This window comes from Caulobacter sp. GW821-FHT11A05 (assembly GCF_058809015.1).
In genome coordinates, this window is record NZ_JBXASF010000002.1 from 129,798 (window position 1) to 141,696 (window position 11,899).

An 11,899-nucleotide genomic window follows, 5' to 3' on the forward strand; every position below is an offset into this window, starting at 1 on the left:
AGGAACTCCCCATGACCGACGCCGCCCTTCTCGCCCGCCTGGACCGCATGGAATCGATCCAGGAAATCCAGGCCCTGGCCGTGCGCTACGCCATGGCCGTCGACGAGCGCGACATCGACACCTGGCTCACCCTGTTCGTCGACGACGTCGACTGCGGCCGGCGGGGCAGGGGCCGCGAGGCGCTGCGGACCTTCATCGAACCGGCCATCAGCACCTTCTACCGCTCGGTGCATCAGGTCTGCGGCCATGTCGTCGACGTCATCGACGGCGACCACGCGCAGGGCCGCGTCTACTGCCGCTGCGAGCATGAGTACGGTGACCAGTGGATCGTCCAGGCGGCGGTCTATGTGGATGCCTACGAACGCCGAGACGGCCGCTGGTACTTCGCCCGCCGGGCCGAGGATTTCTTCTACACCTGCGACGTGCTGGAGCATCCGCAGGACGCCGACTTCCAGCGCTGGCCCGGCCCGGCGCCGAAGCATTCGCCCGGCATGATGGTCAATCGGCCCAGCTGGCTGTCGTTCTGGGCCAAGACCAGCGACGAGGACCTGGCCGCGATCACCCGCCTGCCGGCGAGGTCCTGATGCAGCGCCTGGCAGGCAAGGTCGCCGTCGTCACCGGCTCCACCCAGGGACTGGGCGAGGGCATCGCAATGCGCCTGGCGCGGGAGGGGGCGGCGATTGTCGTCAACGGGCGCTCGCTGGAGCGCGGCCAGCGGGTGCTGGAGCGGCTGACAGCTCTGGGCGCCCGGGCCATCTTCCTGCCGGCTGACCTGTCCGACAGCGCGGCGGCCGAGGGGCTGATCGAGGAGGCGGCGGCGCGGCTCGGCGGCGTCGACATCCTGGTCAACAACGCCCAGGCCCTGGCCCCGGCGGTCGAGACGCTCGACCCGGCCAACGACGCCTGGTTCGACATGGTCCTGCGGTCCGGCCTCTACGCCTCGCTGGCGACGGCGCGGGCGGCCTTTCCGTTCATGCGGGCCCGGGGCGGCGGCCGGATCATCAACTTCGGCTCGATCAACGCGGTGTTCGGCTCCCGCTACGGCGCCGCCTACAACGCCACCAAGGAAGCCATCCGCGGGCTGACCCGCACGCTGGCCAACGAGCTTGGCGAGCACGGCATCACCGTCAACGCCATCATGCCGTCGGGCCTCAGCCCGTCCTACGAGGCCTTCTTCAAGGATGACCCGGCGCGGGCCGAGGCTTCGGCCAAATCCATTCCGATGCGCCGGCACGGGCGTCCCGAGGAGGACATCGGCGCGGCGGTGCTCGGGCTGGTCTCGGAGTCCGGCCGCTTCATCACCGGCGAGACCCTGTTCGTCGACGGCGGGCAGTTCCTGTCGGGGCTGCCGCAGCTGCATGGCCTGGCGGAGCAAGCTTCGTGACCCAACTGACCGGAAAGATCGCCCTGGTCCTGGGCGCCGACAGCATCGGACGCGGCATCGCCCTGCGGCTGGCCCGCGAGGGCGCGAGGGTGGGGGTCCTGGACGCGGACGCCGCCACGGCCGAGGCCGTCGCCGGAGAGATCGGCGCCGGGGCGGTCGGACAGGGCTTCGCCGCCGGCGACCTCAAGGCCGCCATTGAGGCGCTGATCGGACGCCTGGGCGGGGCGCACATCCTGGTCTGCAACACCCTGCCGGGTCCCGATCCGGCGAGCCTGGAGGACCAGGACGCCGCCGCTTTCGAGCGCGCCCTGGCCGCCGTCGGCCTGGCCGCCACGGCGATGCGGGCGGTGTTCCCGACCCTCTCGGCCCAGCGCTGGGGCCGCATCATCACCGTCGGCCACCGCTACGGCGAGACCGTCAACGAAGCGATCGGCCCCTACAACGCCGCCGCCTGGGCCCTGGTCGGGCTGACCCGCAGCGCCGCCCTCGACTGGGGCCGCCATCAGATCGCGGTCAACCTGCTGCTGCCCCTGGCCGAGACGCCCGAGTACCGCGCCGCTCATGAGCAGCGACCGCGCATCATCGACCTCTGGACCGGCCAGCTGCCCCTTCGCCGGGTCGGCGATCCGGTTGAGGACGTCGGCGCGGCGGCCCTGTTCCTGGCGTCGGACGACAGCGCCTTCGTCACCGGCCAGACCATCCACGCCGACGGCGGCCAGCATGTGGCCGGGCCGGTGCTCAACCCGGTCAGGTTCGCCGCGCCGCGAGCGGCGCCATGATCAGCTTCGAAGGGCGCACGCTGGTCATCACCGGGGCCGGCCACGGCATCGGCCGCGGCTACGCCCGCGCCTTCGCCGAGCGTGGCGCCCAGGTCGTCGTCAACGATATCGACGCAGCGGCGGCCGAGGCCGTGGTCGAAGAGATCGTCGCCGCCGGCGGCTCGGCCCTGGCCGCCCCCGGCGACGCCGCCGCGCCCGAGGCGGCGGCCGCCATCGTCTCCAGCACGATGGCCCGCTTCGGATCCCTGGACGGGGTGATCATCAACGCCTCGATCAATGCCAAGCGAAAGGCCTTCACCGAGCTCTCCGAGGACGACCTGGGCGCCATGCTGTCGGTCAACGTCTTCGGCCCCTGGCGTCTGCTGCAGGCCGCCTGGCCGCATCTCGCCGCCTCGGGCCGGGGCCGGGTGCTGCTGACGACCTCGCAGGCGGCCCTCTACGGCATGCCGCAATTCACCGAATACGCCCTGGCCAAGGGCGCCCTGCTCGGCCTGACCCGCGCCCTGGCCCTCGAAGGCGACCGCCTTGGCGTCAAGGTCAACGCCATCGCCCCGGCGGCGGCCACCCGCATGACCGAGGAGACGGTCGCTGACCCGCAGGCCCTCGACCTGCTGCGCGCCCTGCAGCCGCCCGACCTGGTGGCCCCGCTGGCGGTGGTTCTGATGAGCGACGACTGTCCGGTGACCGGCGAGATCTTCCTCTCCGGCGGCGCCCACGCGGCCCGCGCCTTCATCGCCGAGACCCAAGGGGTGACCCTGGCCCCGGCCGACTTCACGGCCGAGACTCTGCTGGCCCGCTGGGACGACATCCGCGACGAGACCGGCTACCGCGTCCCGCGCAACGTCTCGGAGACCGGCGACCTGGCCCAGAAGGCCGAGATCCTCCAGCGGCTGACCGAGCTCGGCCTGATCAGGTAGCAGGCTGCTGGTGGAGTTGCACCAGCTGCACCAGCGCCCCACCCAGCCGCTCGTCGTGGAGGAAGAACCAGGACGCCCGCGTCGCCGTCCCCTCGCTGAGGATGTTGGCTCCGCGCGCCTCGGCCCTGGCCCGCTCGGCCGCCAGGTCCTCGACCTCGAAGGCCAGGTGCGACATGCCCTCGCGCTCGCCCAGCAGCGCGTCGTCGGCCGAGTGTCCCGCCACCGTCTGCACCAGCTCGATCTCGACCCCGTCGTCGGTCCAGGCGTGGGTGACCTTGCTGCGCACCTCGCCGACCGTGTCGCCGACGCGGGTGGCCATGGCGAATTCCTTGATCGGCTCCCAGTCGAGGCCGAACAGCTCGCGATAGGCGGCGCTGGTCTTCTCGATGTCGTGGACCTTGAAGCCGAAGTGCAGGAACTTCATGCGGGGCCTCCTTCAGAGCGCCGTGTAGTAGCCGCCGTCGACCGGCACGGTGAGGCCGGTGACATAGCGCCAGTAGTCGCTGCACAGGGCCACCACCGCCCCGCCGATGTCGTCGCGCATGTCGCCCATGCGGCCGAGCGGGAAGCTGGCCATGGCCTTGGCGCTGCGCTCGGGATCGCTCTCCAGATAGGTCTTGGCGGCGTCGGTGAGGGCGGCCGGGGCGACAGCGTTGACGACGATGTCGTAGGGGCCCCACTCGCGGGCCAGGGCTTTGACGAAGCCGCGCTGGGCGCTCTTGGTCGCTGCGTAGACCGGGTTCATCGCCCCGCCGTGCAGGCCCTGAGACGAGTTGAAGACAATGAACCGTCCCCGTCCGGTGTCCTTCAGATAGGGGAAGGTCGCCTGGGCCAGGTGGAAGGCGGCGCCCAGGGCGACGCCGCACTGCTCGTCCCAGTCGGCGTCGGTGACCTCCTCCAGCTTGAAGCTCTTGCCCGACAGGCCGCTGGAGGCGTTGTGGATGGCGATGTCGACGCCGCCGAAGGCCTGGGCGGCGGCGGCGACCATGCGGTCGACGGCGGCGCGGTCGGCGACATCGGTCTCGGCGGCCAGGGCGATGCCGCCGGCCTCGCGGACCAGGGCGGCGGTCTCCTCGCCGGTGGCGGCGCGGCGGGCGGCGATGACCACATTGGCCCCGGCCAGGCCCAGCGCGCAGGCCAGGCCCCGGCCGATGCCGCCGCCGGCCCCGGTGACGATGGCCGTGCGGCCCTTGAGCAGGTCCGGGGCCCGTGTCCAATCCATGGGAGTCATGGCACCATCCATTCGCCGCCGTCGAGCGTCAGGGTCATGCCCGTGATCGCTCGGCCGGCGGGGCTGCCGAGGAAGCCGACGATCGGCGCGATGTCGCGGCGCGGGTCGAGCGGACGGCCGAGCGCCACGCTGACCGCGTCCGGCTTGGCCGCCAGCGGGGCGGCGTCGAAGACGGGCGACAGGGCGCGCGGCGCGGCGGCGATCCAGTTGAGGCTGACGCCGGACCCGCCCCACTGGCGGGCAACCGACTTCATCAGCCCGCGCTGGCCCTCCAGCAGGGTGGTCAGCGCCACCAGGCTGGCGCAGCCGACCAGGGACAGGGAGGGACCGACCATGACCACGGCGACGCCGCGATCCTTGATCCGCGGCCCCAGGGCCCGCAGCAGGTAGAGGGTGTCGCGCAGGCCGTCACAGGCCCCGGCCTGCCATTGGGCGCCGTCGAGGCCGCTGAGGGGGGCCAGGCGCATGGCCTCGGCCGGCAGGACGCTGAGCACCACCAGTTCGGGCTCGCCGGCCGCCTTGGCCAGCCGTCCGACCGTTGCGTCGGCGGCGGCTTGGCTGTCGAACGCGCCGTGGGTGCGGGCCGCGCCGTCCGGGGCCGGGGTGGCGTCATCGTCGCTGGCCAGGCCCACTCGCGCGCCGTTGTCGGCCAGGCCGGCGGTCAGGCCCGACAGGATGTCGTGGCCGCTGGAGAGGACCCAGACCCGCCGGTCCCTCAGCCATCCCCCATCCGCCGGCAAGCCGCTCGCGCTCATCCATCGCTCCCTTGGCCCCAGGGTTTGAGGCGGTCGACGCCGACACTATCCGGCCTTGGCGCGGCCGGGGCGAGCGTGTTGGACATATCGTCCATGCGGTGCTCCTTCGGCGCCACATCGCCACCCCTCACACTCATCATCGCCCCCAACACTCGTCATCCTCGGGCTTGTCCCGAGGACCCATGTGTCCGCCGCACTCACGGTGGGGTGGAGGCGCGGCCGCGCCTCCAATGCAAAAGTTCGCGGCGGCTGAGCCATGGGTCCTCGGGACAAGCCCGAGGATGACGACGGTGAGGGGGCCTAACCCCCCGCCCGCGCATCCTGCTCGGCGATCCAGCGTCGGTAGCGTTCGAAATGGCTCTGGTCGCGCTCGACGAACACCCCATGCGCCCGCGCCAGCACCGCCCCCGTCGCCGCCAGGGTCAGTTCGCCGTGGTTGCGCCGCCGGCCGTTCTCGACGCCCTCGCACCAGGCGCGCAGTTCCAGCGGCCGCTCGATCGGCACGGGCTTGAGGAAGTCGACCGTCAGCGAGCCGGTCACCGCCATCTGGCCCATCAGGAGGTTGAGGTGGCCCAGCACCTCGTCCATCGCCGCCGCCGTCCAGCCGCCGTGGGCGACGCCCGGGCCGCCCTCGTGCTCGGCGCCGCAGACCAGTTTCGTCACCGAGACGCTCGGCTCGACCAGCCGTTCTTCGGTGAGGCCCAGCCGGCAGACACCGGTGCGGGTGCAGCTGGCGCATAGCCGGATCGCGGAATCTTCCATCAGTAGGTCTTGACCAAAAGTTCGCCCCGGCCGCCCTCGGTCAGCTGCTTGAGCTGCGCGGCCAGGTGGCGGCGCCAGAGGTCCTCGGCCCCGGCCCGGTCGCGGGCCTCGATCAGGGTCAGCAGGGTCTCCTTGGCGCGGACGTGGGCGGCCAGGGTCTCCTCCGACCGCTCGCCTCGGACCAGCAACTCGTCGCTCATCAGGTCGGTCTGGGCGGCCATGATGCCGCGCAGGATCATCAGGAACAGGCTCAGGGTCTGGTTGGTGCAGAGCCCGGCCAGCAGTTCGTAGAAATGCTCATGCTCGCGGCTGAAGCGGACGATGTCGCCCATCGCCTCGCGGTGCGCCGCCACCGAGGCCCGCAGGGGGCCCAGGTCCTCAAGCCTGGCGTGCTCGGCGATGAAGCCGACGACGCAGGGCTCGATGTTTAGCCGCGCCTGCGTGAAATCCCCGTGGGTGGTGCGGTGGGCCTCCAGATAGATGCCGGTGTGCTCGGCCACCATGCCGATGCCGGGCAGGTTGTAGCGGGCCCCGCCGGTGGCGCCGCGGGCGATGCGCACCAGCTGCTGCGATTCCAGGATCCGCAGGGCCTCGCGCAGGGTCGGGCGCGAGACCTCGAACTGGTTGCGCAGCTCGACCTCGGAGGGCAGGGCGTCGCCGGGGCTCAGCCGCTGGTCATGCATGTCCTTGCGCATCCAGCGGGCGATGACCTCCGAGGTCTTGGGGACCCGGAAACCCCGGCCGCGCGCCCGACGTGCGGGGGAACGATCTCGTTGCGGCGCCGTCATCGCCTCTCCCAACATCGCTGCGACACAGCATCGCGTATGCAATGAGTTATATAATTGACTATAACCCACGTCGGGGCGCAAAATCAACGTCGACCTGAGGAGATGCGACCATGGCCGAGACGGGCAAGATCTGGGTGAATTCGGCGGACAGCCACGTCTGGGAACCGCCGACCCTGTGGGAGGACAACCTGCCCGCCCACCTGAAGAGCCGGGGCCCGCGCATCTCCCGCGAAGAGAAGAACGACGTCTACATCGTCGACAACAAGTCGGTGTATTTCGCCAAGCCCGACATGCTGGACGCCATCTCCCCGCCCGGCATGCTGAACCTCGACCTGCGCATGGCCGACCTCGACGAGCAGGGCATCTGGGCCGAGGTGGTGTTCGCCTCCACCGGCCTGTGGATGACGGTCATCGAGGACCGTGAACTGGCCCGCGAATGCGCCCGCGTCTACAACGACTGGGCCCATGCCGAGCTGATCAAGCGTTCCGAGCGCTACCTGCCCGCCGCCATGCTGTCGTCGGTCAACATCGACGATGCGGTGGAAGAGGCCAAGCGCTGCGCCAAGCTGGGCTTCAAGGCCATCTGCCTGCCGACCACCCTGCCCAAGCACCTCGAATACAACATGACCGAATGGGACGCCCTGTGGGCCGTCGCCAACGACACCGGCATGGTGGTCTGTTTCCACGTCGGCACCGGCACCGCCGAACTGGTGGTCACCCGCGGCCCCGGCGGGGCGCTGATCAACTATTGGGAGACGACGATCCCGGCCCAGCGCTGCGTCGTCCACCTGGTCTCCAGCGGCGCCCTCGACCGCTTCCGCAACATGAAGGTGCTGACCGCCGAAGCCGGCTGCGCCTGGATCCCGGCCTTGGCCGACCGCCTCGACGAGGCCTTCCGCCAGCACCAGCGCTGGGTGCGTCCGCCGCTCGAGCGCCGCCCCGGCCAGGCCATCTACGACCAGGTCTATTCCTCCTTCCAGCATGACGTCTCGGCCGTCCCGGCCCTGCAGCACTTCGGCTACAACAACGTCCTCTGGGGCTCCGACTACCCGCACCTGGAAGGCACCTTCCCCAAGACCCAGGAGGTGCTGCACCACCTGTTCGAGGGCGTGCCGGTCGATGTGCGCAACCGCATCACCCTGGGCGCCTTCGAGGAGCTGTTCGGCGTCACCATGCCCAAAGCCCTGCTCGCGGCATGACCGCGGGCGCCCGCCGGGCCACCGTCGCCGGCCTGTATGTCACCAAGCAGGCGCGGCGGCTGCCGGACCGCAAGCCGCTCGAGCTGATGATGGAGGCGGCCAACGGCGCCTGCGCCGACGCCGGCCTGTCGCCGCGCGACGTCGACGGCGCCGCCATCCTCTGGCCGGGTCCGGGCGGGGTTCCGAACGAGGTCGGCAGCTGGGCGCGGTTCTTCAAGAACCCGCTGTCCTTCACGCAAGAGCATTGGAGCGACCTGGCGGGGGCCCGCGCCCTGCTCAAGGCCTCCGCCGCCATCGAGGCCGGCCTCTGCGACACCGTCGTCATCGGCTCCGGCTCGGTCGGCGCCTATGAGCCGGGCGGCGACGCGGTCGGGGCCGGCGACGGCAACGAGTTCGCCGACCCCTACGGCTCCACGGCCATGGTCCAGTTCGCCCTGGTGGCGCAGCGCTACATGCATGAGTTCGGCGTCGCCCCCGAGAAGATCGCCCACGTCGCCGCCACCATCCGCAACCATGGCCACGTCAATCCGGAAGCGGTGATGTTCGGCCAGGGGCCCTACACAGTGGCCGACATCCTGGCCTCGCCGATGATCGCCTCGCCGCTGCATAGGCTGGAATGCAGCCTGGTCTCGGAGGGCGCCTGCGCCATCGTGGTGACCACGGCCGAGCGGGCCCGCGACCTGCGTCAGCAGCCGGTGTCGGTGATCGGCGGCGGCATGGAGTTCTGGGGCGCCGCCTACGCCAACCCGCCGCGCTATGAGGAGATGAAGGCCGTCGGCAAGGCGGCCGTGGCCCGCGCGTTCGGCAAGGCCGGCGTGCGTCCCTCCGACGTCGATGTCTTCTCCCTCTATGACGCTGTCGCCTTCGAGGTGGTGCGCCAGTTCGAGATGCTCGGCCTTTGCGGCGAAGGCGAGGGGGCCGACTTCGCGGCCGGCGACCGGCTGACCCGCACCGGCTCGGCCCCGACCAACCTCGACGGCGGCCTGCAGTCGCACAGCTGGATCATGACCGGCCAGCTGACCCTGAAGGTCATCGAATGCGTCCGCCAGCTGCGCGGGACCTGCGGCGATCGCCAGGTCTCCGGCGCCGAACTGGCCCTGGCCACCAACGCCGGCTCCGGCGCCCGCCACATCGAGATGGCCCTGCTGGCGCGGGGGTAGATCCCTTTCCGCTGGAAGCAGGATCGCCCTTGCGATCCTGCCCCGCGCGGCGTCGCCCGCCGCGCCTCGCTGCGGCATGGTGCCGGCCGCAAAGGGAGCGCCCATGGACCTTGGTCTCACCGGAAAGATCGCCGTCGTCGCCGGCGGCAGCCGCGGCTGCGGCCGGGGCGTCGCCGAGGAACTGGCGCGCGAGGGGGCCAAGGTCGTGCTCTCCGGCCGCCTGCCCGACCGGGTCGAGGAGACCGCCGCCGCCATCCGCGCGAGCGGCGGCGAGGCGACCGGCATCGCCGCTGACATGACCACCGAGGCCGGCTGCGCGATCATCATCGACGCGGCCCGCCAGGCCTACGGCGACCCCGACATCCTGGTGGTCAATTCCCCCGGACCCTTCCCCGACCCCGTCACCCATCGCGGCCGGGGGTTCGAAAGTTGCGCCGACGACCTCTTCGAGGAGGTGCACCGCAACTTCGTCATGAGCCAGGTCTGGCTGAGCCGCGCCGCGTTGCCGGCCATGAAGGCCAAGGGCTGGGGCCGGCTGGTCAATATCGGCTCGATCGCCATGAAGACGCCGCACCTCGAAGACCCGATGCCGGCGGTCAACACCCGCGTCGCCGTCGCCGCCCTGATGAAGAGCCTGGCCCAGGAGTACGGTCCGGACGGCGTCACCGCCAACACCATCGCCACCGGACCCTTCGACAGCGAGCTGTCGCAGGAATACCGGGCCTCGGGCACGGGCGTGAAGACGGCCGAATGGTACCGCGCCATGCTGCCCGTCGGCCGCTGGGGCCGGCCTGAAGAGATGGGCGCCCTGGTCGCCTTCCTCTGCTCGACCCGCGCCGGCTTCCTGACCGGCGAGACCATCCGCATCGACGGCGGCTACACCAAAAGCCTGTTCTAGCCGCCCCAACCTCGACCTGGAGTTACCAATGACTGACCGTTCCGCGACCTTCGACCTTTCCGGCCGCGTGGCCCTGGTCACCGGCGCCTCCTCGGGCCTGGGGACCCAGTTCGCCCTGGCCCTGGCCGCGGCCGGGGCCAAGGTCGTGGTCGGCGCCCGCCGCCTCGATCGCCTGCAGACCCTCGCCAGCCGCATCCGCGCCGCCGGCGGCCAGGTCGAGGCCGTCGAGCTGGACGTCGAGGACGAGGCCTCCATCCAGGCCGCCTACGACGCCGCCGAACGCGCCTTCGGGACCGTCGACACGGTGATCGCCAACGCCGGCATCAACTCCCAGGGCGCCTCGGTCGACCTGCCGGCCGAGGAGCTGGGCCAGCTGCTGCGGGTCAACATCCAGGGCGTCTACCTGACGGCCCGCGAGGGGGCTCGCCGGCTGATCGCCTCGCAGGCCCCGGACCGTGGCCGCATCATCCTGCTGGGCTCGGTCGGCTCGTTCCGGCCGCTGGCGGGTCTGACCGCCTACAGCCTGTCGAAGGCGGCGGTGGCCATGATGGGCAAGGGTTTCGCCCGCGAGTGGGCCCGCTGGGGCATCAACGTCAACACCGTCTGCCCCGGCTGGATCGCCACCGAGCTGAACGAGGAATGGCTGGCGACCGACGCCGGCCAGAAGCTGGTCAAGGGCTTCCCCCGCCGCCGGACCATGTCGCCCAAGGACCTCGACTCCCTGATCCTCTTCCTGTCCAGCGACGCCTCCGCCTCGCTCAGCGGCGGCGTCTTCGCGGCCGACGAGGCGCAGTCACAGGCTTAGGGCTGCCGCCTTCCCCGCGGGGCAGGACAATATGTCTAGACATATTCATCGAAGGAAGCGGGGACACGTTGAATTGCCGCAAGCTGCGCGCCAAGGCTCGCTCCAGCGGTGCGCGGCAATTCAATGTGTCCCCTCTGCGTAGACCTGTCCGCCTCACCGCGCCGTCAACATTTCCCGCCCCGGCGCCCACGCCATGTCAACGCCGGCGCCAACGTTGACCGCCTCGGTATCACCTGAAATGTCACATCAGATCAGAGGCTTATGGAAAGCCATCCTCTTCCCAGGTCCAGGACGCGGTATAATCGTTGACCGCTTCGATAGGCGGGGTCAGCAAGGAGGAGACAGATCGCGGGCAGCGGCGACAGCCTGCTAGGCCGCCGCCGGCGCCTCAAACCCCTTGAGGTAGTCGGCCAGGCCCTCGGGCGCCTTGCGCTTGGCGGGGCTGTAGAATGGCGACAGCACCTTCAGCAGTTCGGGGATGGCCACCTTGGCCATCTTCTTCTTGAAGGCCGCCTCGCGCGCCACCGACGCCTCGCGTTCGGCCGGGGTCATCGTCGCCCGATCCTGCTCCAGCAGGTAGGCGGCGGCCCGGTTGCCGAAGCCCATCAGGTGTCTGGCGGCGTAGAGGAAGCCATAGACCCGGTAGATCCAGCCGTCGAACAGGCTCTTGCGGCCAAAGAGCTGGTGATAGACGTCGAAGGCCACCTCGCGGTGCTCGTATTCCTCGGCCATGTGCCACTTCCACAGGGCGACGGTCTCGGGATCGGCGCCCTCGAGGTATTCGGTGTAGCAGTCGAACCAAAGCTGGGCGCCCAGCGCGCCCATGGCCTCGAAGCCGTCGGAATAGGCGAGGTTGAACTTCAACGATTTGGTGGCGCGGAAGCCTTCCAGATCGTCGGCCAGTTCCTTCTCGATCGCCGCCAGGCCCTCGTAGCCCTCGGCCCGCAGGCGCTCGTTGAAGAGGTTGTGCTGCTTGCAGTGCTGGGCCTCCTGCTTGCAGAAGATGGCCACCTCGCCGTGCAGCTTCTTGTTCTCAGGATCGATGTGCGGCTTGGCCGTCAGCATCACCTTGACCAGGTAGGGCTCGACATAGGTCGGGATCAGGCCGCTGCCGTTGGCCCGCTGGGCGAACTCGATGTGCGGCGCCCAATGGGCCCGGCCCTTGGAGAAATCGAGTTTCGGATAGCGCACCTTCATCCGGGTCTCTCCCTGTCGCCGTTC

General features: G+C 70.5%; 14 protein-coding genes. 8 read left to right on the forward strand and 6 right to left on the reverse strand.

Annotated features, from left to right (window positions below; all coding sequences use genetic code 11):
* Positions 1–11 precede the first annotated feature (11 nt).
* Genes AC1RSK_RS03545 through AC1RSK_RS03560 form a run of 4 tightly spaced genes read left to right on the forward strand, consistent with a single transcriptional unit; the run spans position 12 to position 3,080 of the window.
* Positions 12–584 (forward strand): nuclear transport factor 2 family protein, encoded by a 573-nt coding sequence (locus tag AC1RSK_RS03545; RefSeq protein WP_492905593.1) that lies wholly within the window; start codon positions 12–14, stop codon positions 582–584.
* Positions 584–1,384, forward strand: a complete 801-nt coding sequence (locus tag AC1RSK_RS03550; protein WP_492905595.1) for an SDR family NAD(P)-dependent oxidoreductase — start codon at positions 584–586, stop codon at positions 1,382–1,384. The genes AC1RSK_RS03545 and AC1RSK_RS03550 overlap by 1 nt, the downstream gene beginning before the upstream one ends.
* Positions 1,381–2,163 (forward strand): SDR family NAD(P)-dependent oxidoreductase, encoded by a 783-nt coding sequence (locus AC1RSK_RS03555; protein WP_492905597.1) that lies wholly within the window; start codon positions 1,381–1,383, stop codon positions 2,161–2,163. The genes AC1RSK_RS03550 and AC1RSK_RS03555 overlap by 4 nt, the downstream gene beginning before the upstream one ends.
* Entirely contained in the window at positions 2,160–3,080 is a 921-nt protein-coding gene (locus tag AC1RSK_RS03560) for an SDR family NAD(P)-dependent oxidoreductase (RefSeq protein ID WP_492905598.1), read from the forward strand. Before AC1RSK_RS03555 ends, AC1RSK_RS03560 begins: the two co-directional genes overlap by 4 nt.
* Here the strand turns inward: AC1RSK_RS03560 and AC1RSK_RS03565 are convergent.
* From AC1RSK_RS03565 to AC1RSK_RS03585, 5 genes are all read right to left on the reverse strand, one after another.
* The gene (locus tag AC1RSK_RS03565) at positions 3,073–3,504 is read right to left on the reverse strand and encodes a VOC family protein (RefSeq protein ID WP_492905600.1); all 432 of its coding nucleotides are present in this window, start codon (positions 3,502–3,504) and stop codon (positions 3,073–3,075) included. The genes AC1RSK_RS03560 and AC1RSK_RS03565 overlap by 8 nt on opposite strands.
* Before the next feature lie 12 nt (positions 3,505–3,516).
* Positions 3,517–4,311: an SDR family NAD(P)-dependent oxidoreductase gene (locus AC1RSK_RS03570; RefSeq protein WP_492905602.1), complete on the reverse strand. Its 795-nt coding sequence runs from the start codon at positions 4,309–4,311 to the stop codon at positions 3,517–3,519.
* The gene (locus AC1RSK_RS03575) at positions 4,308–5,066 is read right to left on the reverse strand and encodes an SDR family oxidoreductase (protein ID WP_492905604.1); all 759 of its coding nucleotides are present in this window, start codon (positions 5,064–5,066) and stop codon (positions 4,308–4,310) included. Before AC1RSK_RS03575 ends, AC1RSK_RS03570 begins: the two co-directional genes overlap by 4 nt.
* A 300-nt stretch (positions 5,067–5,366) precedes the next feature.
* Positions 5,367–5,828 (reverse strand): PaaI family thioesterase, encoded by a 462-nt coding sequence (locus tag AC1RSK_RS03580; protein ID WP_492905606.1) that lies wholly within the window; start codon positions 5,826–5,828, stop codon positions 5,367–5,369.
* Positions 5,828–6,616, reverse strand: a complete 789-nt coding sequence (locus AC1RSK_RS03585; protein ID WP_492905608.1) for a FadR/GntR family transcriptional regulator — start codon at positions 6,614–6,616, stop codon at positions 5,828–5,830. The genes AC1RSK_RS03580 and AC1RSK_RS03585 overlap by 1 nt, the downstream gene beginning before the upstream one ends.
* Before the next feature lie 110 nt (positions 6,617–6,726).
* Here AC1RSK_RS03585 and AC1RSK_RS03590 point away from each other — a divergent pair, with 110 nt between their 5' ends.
* The 4 genes from AC1RSK_RS03590 (at position 6,727) to AC1RSK_RS03605 (ending at position 10,678) form a co-directional block, all read left to right on the forward strand.
* Positions 6,727–7,815 carry an amidohydrolase family protein gene (locus AC1RSK_RS03590; protein ID WP_492905610.1) on the forward strand — a complete coding sequence of 363 codons (1,089 nt, stop codon included), beginning with the start codon at positions 6,727–6,729 and terminating at the stop codon, positions 7,813–7,815.
* Complete coding sequence (locus AC1RSK_RS03595) at positions 7,812–8,975, forward strand: thiolase family protein (RefSeq protein WP_492905611.1); 1,164 nt, start codon at positions 7,812–7,814, stop codon at positions 8,973–8,975. Before AC1RSK_RS03590 ends, AC1RSK_RS03595 begins: the two co-directional genes overlap by 4 nt.
* A 103-nt stretch (positions 8,976–9,078) precedes the next feature.
* Positions 9,079–9,873 carry an SDR family NAD(P)-dependent oxidoreductase gene (locus tag AC1RSK_RS03600; protein ID WP_492905613.1) on the forward strand — a complete coding sequence of 265 codons (795 nt, stop codon included), beginning with the start codon at positions 9,079–9,081 and terminating at the stop codon, positions 9,871–9,873.
* 28 nt (positions 9,874–9,901) lie between these two features.
* Positions 9,902–10,678 carry an SDR family NAD(P)-dependent oxidoreductase gene (locus tag AC1RSK_RS03605; protein ID WP_492905615.1) on the forward strand — a complete coding sequence of 259 codons (777 nt, stop codon included), beginning with the start codon at positions 9,902–9,904 and terminating at the stop codon, positions 10,676–10,678.
* 369 nt (positions 10,679–11,047) lie between these two features.
* Here AC1RSK_RS03605 and AC1RSK_RS03610 read toward each other — a convergent pair whose 3' ends face one another.
* The gene (locus AC1RSK_RS03610) at positions 11,048–11,875 is read right to left on the reverse strand and encodes a metal-dependent hydrolase (protein ID WP_492905617.1); all 828 of its coding nucleotides are present in this window, start codon (positions 11,873–11,875) and stop codon (positions 11,048–11,050) included.
* Positions 11,876–11,899: the final 24 nt, after the last annotated feature.